The sequence below is a fragment of the Streptomyces sp. NPDC049627 genome (assembly GCF_044465645.1).
Taxonomy (GTDB): Bacteria; Actinomycetota; Actinomycetes; order Streptomycetales; family Streptomycetaceae; genus Streptomyces.
This window is the reverse complement of record NZ_JBITLW010000012.1, coordinates 1-21,293: the sequence shown is the minus strand read 5'-3', so window position 1 is coordinate 21,293 and position 21,293 is coordinate 1. Positions and strand designations below refer to the sequence as shown.

Below are 21,293 nucleotides of genomic sequence, written 5' to 3'. Positions count from 1 at the left end.
TGATCAGGCCTGATCGGATCTCATCAGGCTGCCGCGCCACTCCTCGAAGAACCCTCCGACGGGTCCGGTGCCCGCCAGTCCCAGTGGCGAGGGCCGGGGAACTTGCCCCGCCAGTCACCCGGCCCCCGGTCCTGCTTCCCGTGCTCGTCCTTGTCCCAGTCCTCCCACGTGCCCGAGAGCACGCGGGAGGCCGTCCGGGTGTCGTCGTCGGATCGCGTGCCGACGAGGAAGGCGGCCTCGCCCTTCTTGAGGCCGCCGGTGCCGGAGCTCTTCTCTCCGTCGTGACGGACGGTGGTGTCCGAGCCGACGGTCCACGTCCACTCCGCGCCGTCCTCGCTCTTGACGGTGACCTGGTCGCCGTCGACCTTCTCGATGGTGCCGCGCTGCCAGATCCGTACGATCCACTCGTCGGTGTCGGGGTCCTTGACGGTCGCCTCGCCGTGCACGCCGCCTCCGCCCAGACCGAACCCCATACCGCCGCGCAGGCCGTGGGGCCCGTCCGCTGACGCCGATGCCGACGCGGAGGCCGCGGGCGTGGCCCCCTCGCCCGAACCCGAGGACGTCGCCGCGTAGGCGACCGTACCGCCGAGGGCCAGGGCGGCGACCGTGGCCGCCGCGGTCACCGCCCGGGCCCTTACGGACTGCCGCTGCCACAGCCCGCGCAGATCCGCACCCCGGGCGGGCTCGCGCTCCGGGCCGCCCGGTCCCGTCAGGACCTCGGATTCCGTGTCGCCCGGCTGCGGGCCGGGGTGGTGTCCGTGATCCGGATCGTGTGTCACCGCTCGCTCCCATCGGTCACGGCACCCGGCATCCCCTGCCATGCCTTGCTGTGATTGTGGATCGCGGACGGTAAGGACCAGGTAATCAGGAGCTGTGAAAAACGGGCCGCGCGTCCCCCGCGCAGACCGGGGCCCGCCGCACCACCCGGCGCGCGCCGTACCGACCCGCCCGTCGGCGCCGTACTCGTCAACTGGGCGTCAGCACACGGGCGATGAGCAGTGCCACGTCGTCGGAGTTGTCCGGCCGGTGCAGGGTGCGCAGGAGGAGGTCGCAGCACTCCTCCAGGGGACGGTAGGGGTCGTCGAGGAGCTCCAGGAGCGCGTCGAGACGCTCGTCCAGCGGATGCTGCCGCGTCTCGACGAGGCCGTCCGTGTAGAGGACCAGCTGGTCGCCCGGCTCCAGGTCGACGGTCGTCGTCGAGAAGGCGACGCCGCCCACGCCCAGCGGCGCGCCCGTGGGCAGTTCGAGGAGTTCCGGCGGGTGGCCGGGGCGGACGCGGGCGGGCGGCAGATGCCCGGCGTTGGCGATCCGGCACTGCCGCAGCTTCGGGTCGTGGACGGCGTAGACGCACGTGGCGATGGAGTGGTCCAGGCCCTCGGTGATCTTGTCGAGGTGCTCCAGGAGCCGGGTCGGTTCGAGGTCGAGGGAGGCCAGCGTGTGGGTCGCGGTGCGCAGCCGGCCCATCGTCGTGGCGGCGTCGATGCCGCTGCCCATCACGTCGCCCACGACGAGCGCGGTCTTGCCGTCCTCCAGCGGAATCACGTCGAACCAGTCCCCGCCAACCTCGGCGCTGGCGCCCGCGGGCTGGTAGCGGGAGGCGACCTCCAGGCCGCCGGTGACCGGGGGATGGCTGGGCAGCAGGCTGCGCTGGAGGGTGAGGGCGGTGTCGCGGGCGTTCTGGTACCAGCGGGCGTTGTCGATCTGCACGGCGGCACGGGCGGCCAGTTCACGGGCGAGCAGCAGGTCGTCCTCGCTGAACGGCAGCGGATTGCGGGTGCGCTTGAGGTCGAGGGCACCGAGCACCTCGCCGCGCGCGATCAGCGGCACCGCCAGATAGGAGTGCACGCCCGCCCGGCCCAGTTGCACGGCGGCCTCGGGGGAGCGGGCGATGCGGAGCAGGTCCTTCTCCTCGACGTGCGCCACCATGACCGGGTTCGCGGTGCGCACGCACTCGGTGACGAGGCGGTCCGGGCCGTACCGGGCGACCTGCCCGGGCTGGTCGGCGGCGCTCAGGGCCTCCGTGACGTGGTCGGCCCGGACGGCGAGGGCGCGGATCACGGCCGGCTCGGTGGGGCCGAGGCTGCTGCGTCTGCCCTCCACCACGGCTTCCAGCAGGTCCACGGCCGCCACGTCGGCGAGTTCCGGCACGGCGACGTCGGCCAGCTCGTACGCCGTGCGGTCCAGGTCCAGCGTGGTACCGATCCGCGCCGACGCGTCGGCGATCAGAGCCAGGCGCCGACGTGCCTCCTCGGCCTCCACGGCGGCCTGGTGCTGCTCGGTGATGTCCACGGCCATGCCGGCCACGCCCAGTACCGTGCCGGCCGTGTCCTCCAGCCGGTAGAGCGAGATCGACCAGAAGTGCTCCCGGTCCGGATCGGCCGGGGTTCGGCCCACGATGCGCTGGTTGATGAGCGGATCACCGGTCCGCAGCACCTCCCGCAGCGCCGCCTCGATGGCGTCGGCATCGATGTCCGGCAGCAGCTCGCGCGGCGTGTGGCCGATGTGGTCCTCGGCGGGGATGCCGTTGAGTTGCGCCAGCGCCTCGTTGACCGAGACGTACCGCAGTGCGGTGTCGAGGACGGCCAGACCGACCGGAGCCTGCGCGATCGTCCGCGTCGACAGCGCCACGTCCCGCTCCAGCCGCCGGACCGTCGACTGGTCGGCGCACAGGCCCAGCGCGTACACGTCGCCCTCGTCGTCGAGCAGCCGCATGTTGCGGAACTCCACCAGCCGCGTGGTGCCGTCCTTGCGCCGGATGGGGAAGGCGCCGGCCCAGCCCTCACCGGTCTCCATGACGTCGGAGAACAGCTTGACGACCAGGTCCACGTGCTGTTCGTGCACCATGATCCGGGCGGCGTACTGGCCCAGCGCCTCCTGCGCCGGATAGCCGAACAGCTCCTCGGCCTGGGGGCTCCACAGCACGATGCGCCCCTGGACGTCCAGCACCACCGAGGCCACGCCGAGCACGTCGAGCAGACCGCTCGGCCCCACGGGCCCGTGCACCGGCTCCTCGCCCTCGGGCACGGGACGTTCGGCTGCAGACATCCCACGCACCGCCTTCGCCCATTGTCGCGGCACGCCGTTCCCCCGTGCCGACTCCCCTAGTTCTACCGCGCTCAACCGTCTCCCGGCCCCCTCGGTCGCTCACCTCCACCATCCCTCAACACGGCGACGAACGTCCCCCGAAGCCGTCACGGGGGCACGTGACTGTGGCCGATCAGACAGCCCGCGTTCGCTCGCTTGGTCTGTACATGACCACATCGGGCCGCCAAACTGTGCGCCGACACGCACCCACCCCCCAAGGAGTCGCCCATGGCCCCGCGCGCCCGGCAACGTTGTCACGCCGCTCTCACCGGCCTTGTCGCCCTCGCCTGCGCCGCCGTGCTGTCCACCGCGCCGCCCGCGCAGGCCGCCGACACCTGGACGGAGGTGGGCTCCGACCGTGCCGACCCGCTGACCGAGAGCCAGGGCCTGACCTCCGTCGAGGTCCCGGCGAACAGCCCCAACCGCTACACCGGCATCGGCACCATCCCCCTCTCGGTCTCCAGCCGCGGCTGGAACCACGTGGGCGACCCGGACGCCTCCTACGACGGCTACTACATCGAGCCCTATCAGGCGGACTCGGGCACCGCGAAGATGTTCCGCGTGCAGGCGCCGAACGGGACCTGGTCGGAGTACGTCCACACCCTGGGCTCGGGGGAGGCGCTGAACAACTCCTTCGTCGCCATCGCGCCCGGCGGCCAGTGGATGGTCTCCGGCGAGTGGGGCACCATGACCCGGCTGCTGGTCCACCCCACACCGGGCGTCAACCCCGGCACGTCACCGTCGGGGAACCTCCCCTGGACCTCCAGCATCCGGCTCGACCGCGCCGTACGGGACGTCCAGGGCTGCGACTTCCTCGACGCGACGACTCTGCTGTGCTCCTCCGACGACCCCGCGGGCACCCTCTTCGGCATGACCAAGCCGCTGCTGCGGATCGACCTCTCGGCGGAGCCCGGCACCTCCGACGTGACCGGCCGTGTGACGGCACTGCGCCAGCTCCCCCTGCGCAGCTCCTGCTCCGGCGGGTTCGAGACGGAGGGCATCGACTACGACCGCCGTACCGGCACCCTGCGCGTGATCGTCATCTCGCCGGGGTTCTGCGTGCTGACCGACAGCAAGACGTACCGGTTCACGCGCGGCTGAGGCGCGGACGCTTCGGTTCCGCCGGTAGTGCTCGGCCGCCCGTGGTGCTTTTCTTGGGTTGGGGTCCGGTTCCGCGGGCAACCCGTGGCACCGCGGTGCGGCCACGAGAGGAGCGATCACGATGGACCGTGAACGACTGCACGAGGAACCCGTCTCCGTCGAGATCAGCGGATGCAGCAAGGAGGACGCCCGGATCGTGTTCGACACGCTGTGCGCGTGCTTCGAGTCCGACCGGAACCCCGAGGACGTGCCGCAGCAGCTGCACGAGACGCGCCCCATGGTGTGGCTCGGCACGTTCGAGGTCACGGACGCGCACGAGTGCCCGCCGCCCGCCCGGCTCTCGTCGTCCGTCGAGGCGGACGCACAGGGCGGATACTGGGCGATCGAACGGCTCCGTACGACGCTGGACTCCCTGTTCACAGTGCACGACCTGGCCTCGGCCTCGGGCGACCAGGAGCGGGAGCTGCACGTGGTGCTGGAGAGCCGGTGACGCCCACGCGCGCGTGGCTGCTCACAGGCCCAGGAGAGTGAACATGGCACGCCGGTACACGGCGTGGACCGCGGGCAGGTCCGCGAGACGGGCCCGCTCGTCCACGCCGTGCAGCCCCTCGTAGCGCACTCCGAAGCCCGCCGTCGCCGGGATGCCCTCGCCGGCCAGCAGGTTGCCGATGTTCGACGGACCCGCGGTCTTCGCCCGGACGGTCAGCCCTTCCGCGGCGGCGGCGTCCAGGAGCGCGGCGGCGGGCTGCTGGTCCTTTTCCAGGCGGTACGGCGGCCAGGACGCCACCGGCGTGATCCCGGTCGGCCGGGGCGCGGGCAGCCGGGCGTCCAGCTCGGTCACCGCCTCGCGGACCAGGCGTTCGGCGGCGTCGGCAGCGAAGGCCGGCGTGGTGCGGATGTCGACGCCCAGCTCGCACAGGCCGGGAACGACCGAGAAACCCTGGCCGCCGTGGCAGGAGGTCACCGTCAGTTTGGGCGGGAGCGGGAAGTCCGGGCCGGCGGGCGGGAGCGCGGCGGCGTCCAGCAGACGCACGAGCTCGGCCGCGCGGGACACGGCACCCGGCGTCGTCCGGCGGGACCCGGAGTGGCCGGAGTCGGCGTGCACCGCGATCGTGGCCCGCCACAGGCCGCGTCCGCCGACCACGACCTCGTCGAACCCCGGGTAGCCGATCATCACCCCGGCCGGGCGGACCGCCTCCGGGTCGTCCAGGTAGGTGCGGGCACCGCCGAAGCCGCCCGTGTGCTCGTCGACGTCGAGCAGCACCGCGAGGCCGCCGCGCAGGGCGGCGGAGCGTCCGTGCACCTCGGCCGCGAGGTGGCAGAACATCGCCGCTGCCAGCTTGGAGTCGGCGGCCCCGCGGCCCAGCAGCCAGCCGTCCGCGACCTCGCCGCAGTCCGGCGGGAACGACCAGGCGCCCTCGTCGCCGTAGGGGGCGGTGTCCAGGCAGGCGTCCAGCGTCCACCAGGGACCCGGCCGCCCGCCCGCGACCTCCACCAGGAGCCCGACGACCCCGCCCCGCTCGTCGTGCAGCCGCCGATGCGGCAGCCCGCGCTCCGCGAGCCAGCCCTCCAGGGCGGCGAGGACGGGGCCGTAGTCGTCGATGCCGGCGCGGCTCGGGCGGCGGATCAGCTGCTGGGCGAGGGCGACGACGCCGGCGTAGGGGCTCATGGGGGCACTGTGCCCGACGGTGGTGCGGGTCACGCCCTCCCGGTTGTGCAACTAGTTGCATAAAGGCTGTGCGGTCCTCTACAACTGCTTCAGGCACGACACCGCGCACGGAGGGCCCCGATGAGCCGTTACCCGCACCTGCTGAGCCCGCTGGACCTGGGCTTCACCACGCTGCCCAACCGCGTCCTCATGGGCTCCATGCACGTGGGCCTGGAGGAGGCCGAGCGCGGCTTCGAGCGCATGGCCGCCTTCTACGCCGAGCGCGCCCGCGGGGGAGTGGGGCTCATCGTCACCGGTGGCATCGCGCCCAACGACGAGGGCCGGCCGTACGAGGGCGGGGCCAAGCTCACCACCGACGCGGAGGCCGAGCAGCACCGGGCCATCACCGAGGCCGTGCACCACGAGGGCGGCCGGATCGCGATGCAGATCCTGCACTTCGGCCGGTACGCCTACCACCAGGACCTCGTCGCCCCGAGCCCGCTCCAGGCGCCGATCAGCCCCTTCCCGCCCCGCGAGCTCACCGACGCCGACGTCGAGCGGACCATCGACGACTACGCGCGCGCCGCCCGCCTCGCGCAGCAGGCCGGCTACGACGGTGTGGAGATCATGGGCTCCGAGGGCTACCTCATCAACGAGTTCATCGCCACGCAGACCAACCGGCGCACCGACCGCTGGGGCGGCTCGTACGAGAACCGCATGCGCTTCCCCGTCGAGATCGTCCGGCGTGTGCGCGAGGCCGTCGGCGAGCGGTTCATCATCATCTACCGGCTGTCCATGCTGGACCTCGTCCCCGGCGGCTCCACGCTCGATGAGGTGATCACGCTCGCCCAGGCCGTCGAGGCCGCCGGGGCGACGATCATCAACACCGGCATCGGCTGGCACGAGGCACGCATCCCGACCATCGCCACCTCGGTGCCGCGCGGCGCCTACACCTGGGTCACCAAGCGGCTGATGGGCGAGGTGTCCGTCCCGCTGGTGACGACCAACCGCATCAACACCCCGGAGCTGGCCGAGGATTTGCTCGCCGACGGCTGTGCGGACATGGTGTCGATGGCCCGCCCGATGCTGGCCGACCCCGACTTCGTCGCCAAGGCGGCCGCCGGGAAGTCCGAGGCCATCAACACCTGCATCGGCTGCAACCAGGCCTGCCTCGACCACACCTTCAGCGGCAAGATCACCTCCTGCCTGGTCAACCCGCGCGCCTGTCACGAGACCGAGCTGGTCCTCTCCCCGACCCGCCTGCGCAAGCGGGTCGCGGTGGTCGGCGCGGGGCCCGCCGGGCTGGCCTGTGCCGTGAGCGCGGCCGAACGCGGCCACGACGTCACGCTGTTCGACGCCGCGAGCGAGGTCGGCGGCCAGCTCAACGTCGCCCGCAAGGTGCCGGGCAAGCAGGAGTTCGACGAGACGCTGCGCTACTTCCGCCACCAGCTCGACTGGCACGGCGTGGACGTACGGCTGAACACCCCGGTCACGGCCGACGACGTGGCCGCCTACGACGAGGTCGTGGTCGCCACCGGCGTCACCCCGCGCACCCCGGACATCCCCGGCGTCGACCACCCGAGCGTCGTCGGCTACCTCGACGTCCTGCGCGACGGCGCCCCCGTCGGCGACCGCGTCGCCATCCTCGGCGCGGGCGGCATCGGCTTCGACGTCGCCGAGTTCCTCACCGACGGCGGCGACAAGGCGAGCGAGGACCCTCAGACGTACTTCCGCCACTGGGGCGTCGACATGGACTACACGGCACCCGGCGGCCTCGCCGCCCCCGAGCGGCCCGCCCCGCCGCGCACCGTCCACCTGCTCCAGCGCAAGACCAGCAAGGTCGGCGCCGGCCTCGGCAAGACCACCGGCTGGATCCACCGCACGGAGCTCAAGCACCGGGGCGTCACCATGGTCCCGGGCGTGCGCTACGACCGCATCGACGACGCCGGACTGCACGTCACCGTCGGCGAGGAGAGCACGGTCCTCGAGGTCGACACCATCGTGCTGTGCACCGGGCAGGAGCCGCGCCGCGGCCTGTACGAGGAGCTGCTCGCCGCGGGCCGCAGCGTGCACCTCATCGGCGGTGCCGACGTGGCCGCCGAACTGGACGCCAAGCGGGCCATCAAGCAGGGCACGGAGCTGGCGGCGAGCCTGTAGGGCCGCCCGAGCGCGTCCCTAGGATGAGCCCATGTCACTCCCGCACGCGATCCTCACCGCCCTGGTCGAAAAGCCGTCCTCGGGGCTGGAGCTGACCCGTCGCTTCGACAAGTCGATCGGCTACTTCTGGTCGGCGACGCATCAGCAGATCTATCGCGAGCTGGGAAAACTGGAGGCCGATGGGCTCATCCGCACCCTGCCGAGCGAACAGCCGGCCCGTGGGCAGAAGAAGAGCTACGAGGTCCTGCCCGCGGGCCGCGCCGAACTGGCCCGCTGGACCGCCGCGTCCCAGGACCCGAGGCCGCACCGCGACACCCTGCTGCTGCGCATGCGCGCCGCGGCCGTCGTGGGGACCGAGGGCATCGAGGCCGATCTGCGGCGCCATCTCGACCTGCACCGACGGCAGTTGGCCGAGTACGAGGAGATCGAGAAGCGGGACTTCCCGCCCGGCAAGGACACCTCGCAGGACCGGCTGCGGCACCTGGTGCTGCGCGCGGGGATCGACCTGGAGACCTTCTGGACCCAGTGGCTCACCCGCGCCCTGGAGGAGTTCGCGGAGCTGCCGGGCCACGACACGGCGTGAACCGAGGGGCCCGGCAGGCCCGGCAGGACTGGGCGGCGCGGTGATTCAGAGCCGGTACGGCTTCGACTTGCGGCGCAGGTACCAGGCCGCGGCCAGGCCACCCGCACCCACCAGGGCCCCGCCCCCGACCAGCGTCAGCGTGCCGTAGTCCCGCGAGCCCCCGCCCATGCCGCCCATGACACCGCGCGACGGCGAGGCGGTGGCGGACGAGATCGTGCGCGTCGGGGTGGGGCCCGAGACGACGACCGACTGGGTGCCCGCCGTCGTGCCGTTGGCACACACGACGATGACGGTGTACGTGCCCGCGCTCACGCCCGACCAGGCCGCCGACTGCAGCGCGGCCGTCCCCGACAGGGAGACCTGGCGCCCCTGGGCGAAGTTCGACTGCCGGCTGTTCAGCAGGGAGGCGGTGCCGAAGCTGCCGTTGACCGGCTGGCTGCACGCACTGGTCGTGACGGAGACCGTGGACCCGGTCGTGCTCACGGAGATCCCCGAAACCGCGGAGGCCGGCACGGCGGCCGCGGCGAGAGGAAGGACGGAGGCGGCTGCCACGGTCAGGCCCGAGCGGAGGAGTAGCGATGAGTTGCGCATGTGAACTGCCCTCCGGCGGCACGGTCGGCGGTACATCCCTGGCGCCGCCGAGGATCGGGAACGTCCCGTGCTGCCTCAGGGGCAGCCAACGCGCCCCGGCCGCGGACCGCATGCGGGCAGCCTCCGGACAGGTGACGGACTGCTGCATTCGGGGGACGCCGGAGGGAATGTCAGCCCTGCGCCCCGGTCGTCACCGTCCGCTCCGCCGAGAAGCCGCCCCAGGTGCCGTCCGGTAGCCTGCCCCGGATGCGAACCCGGTGAGCGACGCCCTTCTCCGGGCCGAGGTAGAAGCTGTACGTGGCCCGCTCGCGCGGCGCGCTCCCGCCGTACACCAGCGAGGTGGCGGTACGGCCGTCGAGCCGCACCTGGTACTCGGCGACCACGCCGTCCGTCCGTGGCGGCACCCAGCTCAGATCGAGGTGGTACGCCCCGTCCTCGCGATGCGTCGAGGCCCGGAAGGCGGTCGGTGCGGTGCCGCGCCCGTCGTCGGTACCGGGCGTGGTGACACGGACCGCCGCAGCGGCAGGGGAGAGGTTGTCGGCCGCGTCCCGGGCCCGGACCGTGAAGGAATAGCGCGTCCCGGGCCGGAGGCCGGTGACCACGGTCGCGGTCTGGTTCCCGCCCACACTGTGGATCTTTGTGCCGCCCTGATGGATGTCGTACGACACCACGTCCCGGTCGTCCGTCGCCCTCGACCACGACAGCTGAACCGCCCGGCTGCCGACCGCCCGGCCATGGACCTTCCCCGGACGGGTCGGGGCCGAGCGGTCGGCGGCCACGGCCCCGGGAGTCGTTGCCCGGACCTCCTCGCTCGGTGGGCCGAGCCGCCCGTCGGTGTCACGGGCCCGCACGGTGAAGGCATACACGGTGGACGGCTTGAGCATGGTGACATCCACCATGTGGGCGGAGCCCGGCACTTCCTTGACCTTCGTGGGGCCCCGATACACCTCGTAGCGGCGGACGCCTCGCTCCGCCGAGACCGCGTTCCACATCACGTGCACGCTCGTCGCGCTTCCCGCGGCGGCCGTTACACCCGTGGGCGCGGCGGGAAGCCGGCCGCCGGCCTCCCCCGCCTCGCTCCAGGCGCACGAGGAGAGCAAGAGCGCCGAACACAGGGCGGACAAGGGCACGAGAACGCGTCGCACGACTCTGCCTCCCGGGGCGGCCTTGCTGCAATGGTCCGGACCAATATGGCGCCGCTGACGCGGTCACATCAAGAGGCTGGTCGTTGGTTGCACGTCCGGGGTGTTGCGTATGCTGAAGCTCCTCGCGGCAACTCGCCACAGCGATAGGTGAGTTCATGCCGTCGGCACGGGTCGCTGTCGTCGCTGATCCCGCGCCGGATCCGGGTGGCCGGGGGCCGGAGTCCCGTCGCGGACCCGGGCCCCCGGCCCCTGTCGGAAGCGCGAAGACGGTCGCGTGTCGCCCGGGTGCAGGCCGAACGGACCCCTCTGGTGGCAGCATGATCCGAGCGGCATCAGATTGGCTGAGTGCCCTATGAACAACGTTTCTGACAATGCTTCGGGCTGAGTGCTCGTCACATTCCCGAGGAGAGGGGTCCGCATAGTGCGTGTCCGGTCGCTGACGCTGGCGGCGGCAAGTGCCGCCCTGCTCGCTCCGACAACGCTGCCCACACCCCCGCCCGCCACGCAGGAAGGGCCCATGGCGCGGCGCGAGCCCGACGTCGGCGCCGACGAGCTGCTGGCAAAGGTGCGCGACTGCACATCCGTCTCCCAAGGGCGCTATCGCACCGACAAGGGCGCGCCCGCGACGATCCCGGTCTGCGGGGCGCCCGGTGCGGTGTTCTGGAAGGCGGACATGGACATCGACTGCGACGGTCAGCCCACCGACCGCTGCAACAGCCGTACAGATCCGTTCTTCTCCGCCACGACGGCCTTCCAGCAGTCCGACGGCCGTCACCTGAGCGCCGAACACCTCCCGTACATCGTCGTGCCCGCCCCGAGCGGCATCTGGAACTACCGCGAACGCGGCATCCGCGGCGGCTCGGTGGCAGCGGTGCTGTACCGGGGCCGGGTCCAGTACGCGGTCGTCGGCGACGTCGGCCCGCGCGACATCATCGGCGAGGCGTCCTACGCCACCGCCGACGCCCTCGGCATCCAGGCCGACCCGCGCCGCGGCGGCACGGCCTCCGGGGTCACCTACATCGTCTTCAGCGGCGAGCCGGTGACCCCCATCGAGGACCGCGCGGCCGCCGTGGCGACCGGAAAACGGCTGGCGAGGGAGTTCGTGCACGGCGGGCAGGTCGTGGACGGTTCGCACGTTGCGCGCGGGGAGGAGTCCGTGCGCGGCGAACAGGTCCTGCGCGGTGACGAACCCGTGCGCAGTGAGTACGGCATGCGTGGCAAGGAAGCTGGGCGCGAGGAGCAGTCCAGGTACGGCTAGTAGTGCGTGCACGTATGCGTGCCCGCCGGTCGAAACGGCGTCAGACGGCCGACCAGCCGTCGTCGACCGGCAGAACCACGCCGTTGATGTTCCTCGCCGCGTCCGAGGCGCGACGATGCCGGTCCGAATGCCGCCCGGCGCGACGGCGTTCGCGCGTATCCCCTGCTTGCGGTACATCACCGCGAGGGACTTGGTCAGCCCTGGCGGACGCCACCGATGCGCAGTGGGAGCGGGTCATCCGGGTCAACCTCACCGCCCCGTTCCTGCTCACCCGTGCGGCGTTGCCGCACATGCTGGAGGCGGGCAGAGGCGCCATCGTGAACACGGCGTCCGAGGCCGGGCTCCGCGGCAGCGCCGCGGGCGCCGCGTACACGGCGTCGAAGGCAGCCACAGTCCGCCGCGCTCCTGCCTCTGAGACCCTCCCTTACACCTTCCGGTACGCGTACGCCTCCGTGGCCGCCGCCTCCACCGCCGCGAGGTCGGCGCCGGTGGACGCCGTGACGACCGCCGCCACCGCGCCCTCGACGAACGGCGCGTCCACCAGGCGGGTGTTGCCGGGGAGTTCGTCGCCCTCCGCGAGCAGGGCCTTGACGGTGAGGACAGCGCTGCCCAGGTCGGTCAGGACCGCGACTCCGGCGCCGTGGTCCACAGAGGCGGCCGCCGCGGCGATCAGCTCGGCGCTGGTGCCGAGGCCACCGCCCTCGGTGCCGCCCGCCGGGGCCACCGGCACGGCCGTTCCACCGCCCGCGAGCCCCTGCGCCAGCTCGGCCACCGAGGCGGCCACCTGCGCGCTGTGCGAGACCAGCACGATGCCGACGACGCGCTCGCGGCTCTCCTCGCCACTGGCTTTCCCGCCGCTCACCGCTGCATCACTCACTGCTTCGCCGCTCACCGCCTCGTCACTCACCGTTGGCCTCCGCGAGGCCCGCGATCAGCAGCGCCGAGGAGGTGGCGCCGGGATCCTGGTGCCCGATGCTGCGCTCGCCGAGATAGCTCGCCCGCCCCTTGCGAGCCTGCAACGGCGTCGTCGCCAGGGCCCCCTCCTCGGCGGCGGCCCGGGCCGCGGCGAAGCCGTCGCCGAGCGCGTCCACGGCCGGCACCAGCGCGTCGATCATGGTCTTGTCGCCCGGCGCCGCACCACCGAGCGCCATGACCGCGTCCACCCCCGCCCGCAGTGCCTGGGCGAACTGGTCCTCGCTCACCTCACCGGCGTCCCCGAGGGCCTTGCCGGTCCGGCGCAGCAGCGTCCCGTACAGCGGCCCCGACGCCCCGCCGACCGTCGAGATCAGCTGCCGCCCGGCGAGGGTCAGGATCGCTCCGGGCGCCTGCGGGGCCTCCTTCTCCAGCGCCGCCGTGACGGCCGTGAACCCCCGTTGCAGATTGCTGCCGTGGTCGGCGTCCCCGATGGGCGAGTCGAGGGCCGTGAGCCGCTCCGCCTCACGGTCGACGGCGGCTGCGGTCGCCGTCATCCAACGGCGGAAGAAATCGGCGTCGAGCACTGGATCTCCTTGCGTGACAGGTGCCTGGCGATCGTCGGTCTCCGGATCACATTCCCCAGCGCAGCCCCGGTGTCTTCACCGGTGCGTTCCACAGCCGCAGCAGTTCCTCGTCGACCTGGCAGAGGGTGACCGAGGCGCCGGCCATGTCGAGGGAGGTGACGTAGTTGCCGACGAGGGTGTGCGCGACGGGGACGCCGCGCTCGGTGAGCACCCGCTGCACCTCGGCGTTGAAGCCGTACAGCTCCAACAGCGGCGTCCCGCCCATGCCGTTGACCAGGACGAGGACGGGATTGCGCGGGGTCATGTCGTCCAGGATCGCGCCCACCGCGAAGTCGGCGATCTCGCCGGACGTCATCATCGCCCGCCGCTCCCGGCCGGGCTCGCCGTGGATGCCGATGCCCAACTCCAGCTCGCCGGGCGGCAGATCGAAAGTGGGGCTGCCCTTGGCGGGCGTGGTGCAGGCGCTCAGGGCGACCCCGAACGAGCGGGAGTTCTCGTTGACCTGACGAGCGACCGACTCCACCCGCTCCAGCGGCTGCCCCTCCTCCGCCGCGGCACCGGCGATCTTCTCCACGAACAGGGTCGCGCCCGTGCCGCGCCGCCCGGCCGTGTAGAGACTGTCGGTGACGGCCACGTCGTCGTTGACGAGCACCTTCGCAACCTGGATGCCCTCGTCCTCGGCGAGTTCGGCGGCCATGTCGAAGTTGAGGACGTCCCCCGTGTAGTTCTTCACGATGAACAGCACACCCGCCCCACTGTCCACGGCGGCCGCGGCCCGCGCCATCTGGTCGGGCACCGGCGAGGTGAACACCTCACCCGGACAGGCCCCCGACAGCATCCCCGGACCCACGAATCCGCCGTGCAGCGGCTCGTGCCCCGACCCGCCACCGGAAATGAGGGCGACCTTCCCTTCCACGGGGGCGTCCCGCCGTACGATCACCCGGCTCTCCACATCGACGACCAGCTCGGGATGGGCGGCCGCCATCCCGCGCAGCGCGTCCGCGACCACGGTCTCGGCGACGTTGATCAGCATCTTCATCGATACCTCCTGGTGGTACTAGCAGCTAGGTCGCTGACCTGCGTTTGTCCAGGTCGGAGCAGGTAGAGCCAGTTGTCGATCTCGGTGGTTCGAAGCTGTCAGGTGTAGGGGGTCGTGGTGCGTGTCGTCGCGGAGCCCTGATGTCGGCAGTATCGCCCTTGGAGCAGCGAAGGTCACGTGCGCGGGTGTCCCAGGGCGCGCCCCCATGGAGACCTGCTCCGCCATCCGCTTGCGCGCTCCGGTCGGTGGTGGAACAGTGTGCCGCGCTCTGTGACCTCGTAGTCACACTCACGGTGAGGAACGAAGCCAATGTTCTCGGCGTCCCCCAGCGGCCGCCGTCGGCTGCCCTGAGCGCCCGCTCTGCAGCAGTCTCAGCCTGCCACGCTGTTCCCTACGGCGGCCCCACGAAGCGGTGCCTGACGCATCGCCACTCTTCCGCGCCCCGAACTTGCCGAGTTCGCGAGGGGCATCTCCAGAGACTTCGTGAGGTCAACACCCACCATGGACGTCCAGATCCAGAGCTTTGCCGTCACCAACCTCCGCCGCCGTCCCTTGGTCGTCGAGACCGGCGGCTTCGTCGCGGGCTTCACCCCTGATACCGACCACCCCTACCTCAACTACGCGACCCCGCTGCCCGGCGCCGAGCCGACCGAGCAAGACGTCGCTGCGCTGATCGGGGCCTTCCGGGAGCGGGGTCTGCTGCCCCGGCTGGAGTTCGCACCGCAGGCCGCCCCCGCCGTGGCACCGGCCCTGCGGGCGGCAGGCTTCGGTACCGAGGCGGTGCACGAATACCTCGTCTGCACACCCCACACGCTGATACTTCCCCAGGCCGCCGACTCTCCCCGTGTTCAGATTCCGACCACCGACGAAGACTTCGCCGCGCTCGACGCCGCGCTTGCCGAGGCATTCGGCGGCGTGTTCGCCCCCTCCGCAGAGGGTGCGGCCCGACTGCGCCGCACCCAGCGGAGCGGCGGAGCAGTGCGCTTCGTCCGCGACCCGGAGGGCGGCATCGTCGGCGGGGCGTCCTGCTCCCCGGCGGCCGAGGGCACCGCGGAGCTGTCCGGCGTCGGCACCCGCCCCGCCTACCGAGGCCGCGGCATCGCCGCCGCAGTAACCGCCGCGCTGACCGAGGCGATGTTCGCCCAGGGAGCCGGTTCGGTCTGGCTGGAGTACTCCGGAGAAGGATCCCGCCGCGTCTACGAGCGCGCCGGCTACCGACCGCAAGGCACTCGCCTCTACCTCTCCTTGCCCCCGGCGCAGCAACCCTGACGGCCCCGACTCGCTCGGGGGTGGCCGCCTGCCACCCCCGAGTGTCCGGTTTCTGTCGATGACTTCGACATCGGAGTTCGGCTACGGCTGGGGGGAGCGGCGGGCCGCCACCCACGCCAGGGCCACTTCGTTGGGGCCGATGTCCTCCACGCGCAGAGGGATGACGTCCGGCCGGGTGTAGAAGGTGGCGGTCGACAGCGGGAGCACGCAGATGCCCGCTCCGGCGGCCACCAGTTCAAGCTTCTCCTCCACCTGATGGATCACCGGGACCTCGGGGCGTCGCCTGCCCCGCAGTTTCGACGCCTCTGATGCCCATCAGGTGCCGTCACCTGTCAGGGCGCGGGCCTGCTGAGAGCAGTTCACCCGCAGCGCGCTCGATGTCGGCCTCCGACACGAGCACCAACTGCGCTGCCTGCCCCAGCGGTACGAAACTGTCCGCGCTGGCGACCCGTCGGACGGTGCCGGCGAATCGGGCATCGACCAGGGCGGTGACGACCCCCTCCGACACGCCTCCCGTACGGCGCGTCTCGTCGACCACGAGGACGCGTCCCGTCGCCCGGGCTTCCCGCAGCAGGTCGTCGACCGGGAGCGGGGCCAGCCAGCGCAGGTCGACGACCCGGCACGCGATGCCCCGCTGCTCCAGCCGGCGTGCGGCGCGAAGGGAGAGGGGCAGACCGTTGCCGAAGGTGACGAGGGTCAGGTCGGTGCCCGTGCCGTAGGTGCGTGCGCGGCCGATCGGTACGTGCTCGGCGGGAGGCGGATACGCGGCGAGCCAGTCGTTGTCCCCGTCCGTGTGGAGGTCTCGCGTGTGGTAGAGCGCGATCGGCTCGAGGAAGACGCCGACCGTGCCGTCCACCTTCGCGGCCGCCACACACGTGCGCAGCATCGCGGCGGCGTCGTCGGGGCGGGAGGGGGAGGCGATGACCACACCGGGGATGTCCCGCAGGACGCCCAGCGCGTTGTCGTTGTGGAAGTGGCCGCCGAAGCCGCGCTGGTAGCCGTAGCCGGCGATGCGGATCACCAGGGGGTTGCGGTACTGGCCCTGGGAGAAGAACTGCAGCGTGGCCGCCTCGCCGCGCAGCTGGTCCTCGGCGTTGTGCAGGTACGCGAGGTACTGGATCTCCGCCACCGGCAGCAGCCCGGACAGCCCCGCCCCCAGCGCGAGGCCGAGGACGGCCTGTTCGTCGAGCAGGGTGTCGAAGACCCGGGCGGTGCCGAAGCGCCGCTGCAGTCCCCGGGTCACTCCGTAGACCCCGCCCTTGCGGCCGACGTCCTCGCCGAAGACGACCATCTCCGGGTGGCTGCCGAGCAGGTCGGCGAGGGTGTGCGTGATGGCCTGGGCGACCGTGACGGGTTCGCCCACGGGTGCTGCAGGGGGTTCGCTCGTACGGCGTGACGCCGTCGCGACGAGGTCGGGACGGCGGGGTGCGATGGGGGCGGCGATCTGCGTGGCGGTGGTCAGGGGCTCACTCTCCAGGGCCTCCTTGGCCACGGCGAAGACCCGTCCGCCCACCTCGTCGTACCGGTCGAGGACCTGCTGCGGGGTGAGGACGCCGGCCGCCGTGAGCAGCCCGGCGGTGGCCAGCAGGGGGTCGCGTTCCAGATCCGCGGCGACTTCGGACGGCATCCGGTAGGCGGCTTCGGCGTCCGAGCCCGCATGGCCGAGGAAGCGCACCATCGACAGGTGCAGGAACGCCGGTCGCCGGTTCTTGCGTACGTGGGCCACCGCCTCGCGCGCGGTGTCGAAGGCGGCGGACGGATCGCAGCCGTCGGCGGCGAAGTAGGCGAGGCCGGGCCGGTTGCCGTAGGCGTGCCGCACCCAGTCGTGCGGCGTCGGCACGCTGATGCCGAGGCCGTTGTCCTCGCAGACGAACAGCACCGGCATCGGCAGGCCCCGGTAGGCCGCGTGGCAGGTGCTGTTGACGGCGCCCGCCGCCGTGGAGTGGTTGACCGAGGCATCGCCGAAGGAACAGCAGACGACGGCGTCGCCGGGCCAGGCGCACTCGGCCCCGAGCCGTTTGGCGCGGGCGATGCTCCACGCCACTCCGACGGCTCGGGGGAGGTGGGAGGCGATGGTCGACGTCTGCGGGATGACGGCCAGCTCGCGGCGGCCGTACACCTTGTGCCGGCCACCGGCGATCGGCTCCTCGGCCCCGGCGGCCACGCCCAGCAGCATGTCCCTGACCGCATCGATGCCGCCGCCGGCCTGCCGGGCGCGGGCGCAGTAGAAGGCGCCGGAACGGTAGTGCAGCAGTGCAGGGTCGGTGGGGCGCAACGCGAGGGCCAGCGCGGCGTTTCCCTCGTGTCCGCTCGATCCGATGGTGTAGTAGCCACGGCCCTGCTGCTGCATCCAGCGCGCGGCGGCGTCGGCGTGCCGGCTCTCCAGCTGGGCGTCGAACAGGTCCAGGGCGGTACGGGTGTCCATACCCTCGCCGGCCTGCTCGATCACCGAGTCCGCGGACCGGAGACCGGCGACTGCCTCGCGGAAGTGCCGGTCCAGGTCCTCGACGGCGCTCACAGGCGGAAGGACAGGTCGGGCTCGAGCGTGGCCACGTCCATCTGCGCTTTCTGCAGCCGCCCGGAGTGGTCCCAGTTCATCGACTGCCAGCGGGTGAACTGGTCGAGCACCCACTGCCCCGACTGACGAGAGCCGTTGCCCGACTTGCCGTTGCCGCCGAACGGAAGGTGCGCCTCGGCTCCGGAGGTGGTGTTGTTGACGCTGACCATGCCCGCGGAGATGCCGCGCCGGAAGGTCCACACCTCGTGCGGGTCGGTGGTGTAGATCGCGGCGGACAGCCCGTAGCCGTGGAGGTTGGCCAGTTCGAGGGCCTCGTCGAAGTCCCGGTAGGTGGTCACTGAGACGATGGGGCCGAAGGTCTCGGTGAGGAACAGGTCGTCGTCGCGGCGTACTCCGTCGACGATCACCGGGTGGTAGAACATGCCCGCCTCGGGGTCCCCGACGAAGCCCTTGCGCGGGTTGCCGGACGTGATCCGCCCGATGCCGTCGGAGCCGTACGTCCGGTGGTGGTCCTTGATCCAGCCGAGGAAGGACTCGTAGCGCTGCGCGAACCGCTCGTCGAGCATCGGGCCGTACAGGACGTCCTCGAACGCGTCGCCGATCCGGGCCGCGCGGCTCGCGGCGTCGAAGCGGGCGAGGAAGTCCTCGTGCACCGACTCGTGGACGACGAGTGTCCCGAGGGACGTGCAGCGCTGCCCCGCCGTGCCGAATCCGGAGAACAACGCCCCCTCGACGGCCAGGTCGAGGTCGGCGCTCGGGGTGACCACCTGGGGGTTCTTGCCGCCCAGCTCCAGGCACGGGGTCTGCAGGTGGCGTCCGCACAGGGCGCCGATCTTCTGACCGACGACCGTGGAGCCCGTGAAGCCGACCTTGTCGACCAGCCCCGCGTCGAGGGAGGCCTCCAGACCGGCGTACGTCTGCTCCCCGTCGGCGAGGACGAGATTGAGTACGCCGTCGGGCAGGCCGCCTCCGCGCACGAACAGCTCGTAGAGGGCCTTGGCGCTCGCGGCGGCGTACTCGGCGGGCTTCCACACCACGGTGTTGCCGGTCACCAGCGCCGGCACGAGGTACCAGGCCGGCACGGCCACCGGGAAGTTTCCGGCGGTGATCACCGCGACCGCGCCCATGGGGTTGCGGAAGGTGAACAGCTGCTTGTCTGGCATCTCCGAGGGCACCGTCTGCCCGTACAGCCGGCGGCCCTCGCCCAGGAAGAAGTCGCAGGTGTCGATGATCTCCTGGACCTCGCCGAGCGCTTCCGCGTACGGCTTGCCGATCTCCTCGGTGACGATGCGGGCGAGCCGGTCCTTGTTGGCCTCGACGAGCCGGCCGATCTTTCCGATCGCGGATCCGCGCACCGGCGCCGGGACGTCGGCCCAGGACCGCTGAGCCGCTTTCGCGGCCTGGGCGGCGTCGACGAACGTCGAGGCGTCCCCGAGCGAGACCTCGGTGACCAGCTCGGCGGTACGACCGGGATTGGGGCGCTGAAGGGTCCCGCCGGGAGCGCCGGCGACCTGCTGGCCGGCAACGATCGATGCGACGGAACGGGCCATGACTTTGCTCCTTGTCGGCTGGGACGGGTCAGTCGCTGGGAGGGTCAGTCGACTGGTATGGATCAAGTCGGCTGGTACGGATCAGTGCAGACCGGCGAGGACCCGGTCGAGGGCCCGCAGAGCGACTCCGAGCTCGTCCTGGGTGATGGACAGGGCAGGGCGGAAGCGCACCGAACGCTCACCGCACGGCAATGCGATCACCTGCTCCTCGGTGCGCAACCGGAGTACCACTTCGTCGCGGACGCCGCTGTCGGGAAGATCGACGGCGCTCATCAGTCCACGCCCCCGCGAATTGGACACCACCGATGCGCGCCGCCCTTCCAGATCACGTAGTCCGGCCAGGAACCACGCTCCCACGGCAGCGGCATGGTCCACCAGATCGTCCCGCTCGATGATCTCCAGGATGCGGCGCGCCCGGACCATGTCGACCAGTCCGCCGCCCCAGGTCGAGTTGATCCGCCCGGAGACCCGGAAGACGTTGTCGGGTACCTGATCGACCCGGCGGCCGGCCATGATGCCCCCGAGCTGAACCTTCTTGGCGAAGGCGACGATGTCCGGTTCCAGGCCGAGTTGCTGGTAGGCCCAGGCGGTGCCGGTGATCCCCACCCCGGTCTGCACCTCGTCGAGCACGAACAGGGCGTCGTATTCGTGACAGAGTGCCTGCATCGCCTGCAGGAACTCCGGGCGCATGTGGTTGTCGCCCCCCTCGCCCTGGATCGGTTCGGCGATGAAGCAGGCGACGTCGTGCGGGTTGTCCTCGAACGCCCGCCGCGCCTGCTCGAGGGCCCGCCGTTCGGACTCCTCGACCTCGGCGAGGTGGCGCTCCAGGGGAAACCGCACAGCGGGTACGTCGATGCGCGGCCAGTCGAACTTCGGGAAACGGGCCGTCTTGCCCGGCTCGGTGTTGGTCAGCGAGAGGGTGTAACCGCTGCGGCCGTGGAACGCCCGCCGAAGGTGCAGGACCTTGGTGCCGAGCTCGGGTGAGCGGCCCGCGGCCTCGTTGCGGCGGCTCTTCCAGTCGAATGCCGTCTTGAGCGCGTTTTCGACGGCGAGCGCACCGCCCTCGACGAAGAACAGCCGCGGCAGGTCCGGATCACCGAGGACCCGGGCGAAGGTCTCGACGAACTCGGCGTAGTGCGTGGTGTAGATGTCGGGGTTGGCGGGCTTGTTCGCGGCCACCTGCGCCAGCACGGTCATGAACTCCGGATCGTCCACGATGCCCCGCGCGTTCAGCCCCAGCGGAGCGGACGCGAAGAACGAGTAGAGGTCGAGGAACCTGTCACCGGTGCGCGCGTCGACGATCCACGAGCCCTGACTGGCGAGCGGGTCGAGCACGAGTTTGAAACCGTCGGTCAGCACATGGCGGGCGAGTCTCTCGTGCACCTCGTCCGGGTGGACCGTCGACGCAGCAGCAACCGTCATGGAGGCACCTACTCTCGATAGCCGTTCACCGAAGGTCTTTCGCCAAACACGAGAATCAGCGGGAAATATTTTAGATATGCCCCTAGAAGAGCAGCAAGACTTCGTTCGCAGGTGAATACTTGGCTCTGCCTGCGGAGCTCGAACGCGGTGTCCAGTCTGGCCTGGTTCAACCGCTGTGAAGGGGTTTTCCAGAGCCGAACCGTGCGGTTCACCCGGTCGCTGCCCGCGACGAGTCGACCGTCCTCGTGTGGAGGCCTTGGACTCGCCGGGCCCGGGTCACCTCCTGGGCGAGGCGCTGACGTGGGGGGGGGGCCGGGGGGGCGGGGGGGGGCCCCCCCCCCCGCCGCGGCCCAACCACGCCCCCCCCCCCCCCCCCCCCGCGGGGGGCGGGGGGGGGGGCCCCCCCCCCAACCCGGGGGTGGGTGTTGA

General features: G+C 71.7%; 17 protein-coding genes and 2 pseudogenes. 7 read left to right on the top strand and 12 right to left on the bottom strand.

Going from position 1 to position 21,293, the window contains the following annotated elements; translation table 11 throughout:
* Window positions 1-23: 23 nt before the first annotated feature.
* A complete protein-coding gene (locus ACIBU0_RS30090; protein WP_398824659.1) occupies window positions 24-779 on the bottom strand; it encodes a hypothetical protein in 756 nt (251 codons plus the stop codon).
* 187 nt (window positions 780-966) lie between these two features.
* Window positions 967-3,045 carry a SpoIIE family protein phosphatase gene (locus ACIBU0_RS30085; protein ID WP_398824657.1) on the bottom strand — a complete coding sequence of 693 codons (2,079 nt, stop codon included), beginning with the start codon at window positions 3,043-3,045 and terminating at the stop codon, window positions 967-969.
* Between the two features lie 267 nt (window positions 3,046-3,312).
* On the opposite strand from ACIBU0_RS30085, the gene ACIBU0_RS30080 reads away from it, so the two are divergent.
* Both ACIBU0_RS30080 and ACIBU0_RS30075 read left to right on the top strand, forming a co-directional pair.
* Complete coding sequence (locus tag ACIBU0_RS30080) at window positions 3,313-4,185, top strand: hypothetical protein (protein WP_398824655.1); 873 nt, start codon at window positions 3,313-3,315, stop codon at window positions 4,183-4,185.
* 121 nt (window positions 4,186-4,306) lie between these two features.
* Window positions 4,307-4,675 carry a hypothetical protein gene (locus ACIBU0_RS30075; RefSeq protein ID WP_398824653.1) on the top strand — a complete coding sequence of 123 codons (369 nt, stop codon included), beginning with the start codon at window positions 4,307-4,309 and terminating at the stop codon, window positions 4,673-4,675.
* Between the two features lie 21 nt (window positions 4,676-4,696).
* Here the strand turns inward: ACIBU0_RS30075 and ACIBU0_RS30070 are convergent, their stop codons facing one another.
* The gene (locus tag ACIBU0_RS30070; RefSeq protein ID WP_398824651.1) at window positions 4,697-5,854 is read right to left on the bottom strand and encodes a M20 family metallopeptidase; all 1,158 of its coding nucleotides are present in this window, start codon (window positions 5,852-5,854) and stop codon (window positions 4,697-4,699) included.
* Between the two features lie 120 nt (window positions 5,855-5,974).
* Here ACIBU0_RS30070 and ACIBU0_RS30065 point away from each other — a divergent pair, with 120 nt between their 5' ends.
* Entirely contained in the window at window positions 5,975-7,990 is a 2,016-nt protein-coding gene (locus ACIBU0_RS30065) for an FAD-dependent oxidoreductase (RefSeq protein ID WP_398824649.1), read from the top strand.
* A gap of 31 nt (window positions 7,991-8,021) precedes the next feature.
* Window positions 8,022-8,573, top strand: coding sequence for a PadR family transcriptional regulator (locus ACIBU0_RS30060; RefSeq protein ID WP_398824647.1), 552 nt, complete (start codon window positions 8,022-8,024; stop codon window positions 8,571-8,573).
* A 45-nt stretch (window positions 8,574-8,618) separates the two neighbouring features.
* Here ACIBU0_RS30060 and ACIBU0_RS30055 read toward each other — a convergent pair whose 3' ends face one another.
* Entirely contained in the window at window positions 8,619-9,164 is a 546-nt protein-coding gene (locus ACIBU0_RS30055) for a hypothetical protein (RefSeq protein WP_398824645.1), read from the bottom strand.
* Between the two features lie 170 nt (window positions 9,165-9,334).
* Window positions 9,335-10,309, bottom strand: a complete 975-nt coding sequence (locus ACIBU0_RS30050) for a fibronectin type III domain-containing protein (protein WP_398824643.1) — start codon at window positions 10,307-10,309, stop codon at window positions 9,335-9,337.
* 421 nt (window positions 10,310-10,730) lie between these two features.
* Here ACIBU0_RS30050 and ACIBU0_RS30045 point away from each other — a divergent pair.
* Both ACIBU0_RS30045 and ACIBU0_RS30040 read left to right on the top strand, forming a co-directional pair.
* A pseudogene (locus ACIBU0_RS30045) lies at window positions 10,731-11,420 on the top strand (glycoside hydrolase family 75 protein); the annotation flags it as partial.
* Between the two features lie 341 nt (window positions 11,421-11,761).
* Window positions 11,762-11,957, top strand: a pseudogene (locus ACIBU0_RS30040) (SDR family NAD(P)-dependent oxidoreductase); the annotation flags it as partial.
* 34 nt (window positions 11,958-11,991) lie between these two features.
* Here ACIBU0_RS30040 and ACIBU0_RS30035 read toward each other — a convergent pair.
* Genes ACIBU0_RS30035 through dhaK form a run of 3 tightly spaced genes read right to left on the bottom strand, consistent with a single transcriptional unit; the run spans window position 11,992 to window position 14,105 of the window.
* A complete protein-coding gene (locus ACIBU0_RS30035) occupies window positions 11,992-12,429 on the bottom strand; it encodes a PTS-dependent dihydroxyacetone kinase phosphotransferase subunit DhaM (RefSeq protein ID WP_398825237.1) in 438 nt (145 codons plus the stop codon).
* Window positions 12,430-12,466: 37 nt separating this feature from the next.
* A complete protein-coding gene (dhaL, locus tag ACIBU0_RS30030) occupies window positions 12,467-13,066 on the bottom strand; it encodes a dihydroxyacetone kinase subunit DhaL (protein WP_398824641.1) in 600 nt (199 codons plus the stop codon).
* Window positions 13,067-13,112: 46 nt separating this feature from the next.
* A complete protein-coding gene (dhaK, locus tag ACIBU0_RS30025) occupies window positions 13,113-14,105 on the bottom strand; it encodes a dihydroxyacetone kinase subunit DhaK (protein WP_398824639.1) in 993 nt (330 codons plus the stop codon).
* Between the two features lie 501 nt (window positions 14,106-14,606).
* Between dhaK and ACIBU0_RS30020 the strand changes: the two genes are divergently transcribed.
* Window positions 14,607-15,374 carry a GNAT family N-acetyltransferase gene (locus ACIBU0_RS30020; RefSeq protein WP_398824637.1) on the top strand — a complete coding sequence of 256 codons (768 nt, stop codon included), beginning with the start codon at window positions 14,607-14,609 and terminating at the stop codon, window positions 15,372-15,374.
* Window positions 15,375-15,455: 81 nt separating this feature from the next.
* Here ACIBU0_RS30020 and ACIBU0_RS30015 read toward each other — a convergent pair whose 3' ends face one another.
* The 4 genes from ACIBU0_RS30015 to lat form a co-directional block, all read right to left on the bottom strand.
* Window positions 15,456-15,626, bottom strand: coding sequence for a hypothetical protein (locus ACIBU0_RS30015; RefSeq protein WP_398824635.1), 171 nt, complete (start codon window positions 15,624-15,626; stop codon window positions 15,456-15,458).
* Window positions 15,627-15,699: 73 nt separating this feature from the next.
* Window positions 15,700-17,892: a thiamine pyrophosphate-dependent enzyme gene (locus ACIBU0_RS30010; protein ID WP_398824633.1), complete on the bottom strand. Its 2,193-nt coding sequence runs from the start codon at window positions 17,890-17,892 to the stop codon at window positions 15,700-15,702.
* On the bottom strand, window positions 17,889-19,442 hold the full coding sequence (locus ACIBU0_RS30005; RefSeq protein WP_398824631.1) for an aldehyde dehydrogenase family protein: 1,554 nt from the start codon (window positions 19,440-19,442) through the stop codon (window positions 17,889-17,891). Before ACIBU0_RS30005 ends, ACIBU0_RS30010 begins: the two co-directional genes overlap by 4 nt.
* Before the next feature lie 81 nt (window positions 19,443-19,523).
* Entirely contained in the window at window positions 19,524-20,864 is a 1,341-nt protein-coding gene (gene lat / locus ACIBU0_RS30000; protein ID WP_398824629.1) for an L-lysine 6-transaminase, read from the bottom strand.
* Between the last annotated feature and the right edge of the window lie 429 nt (window positions 20,865-21,293).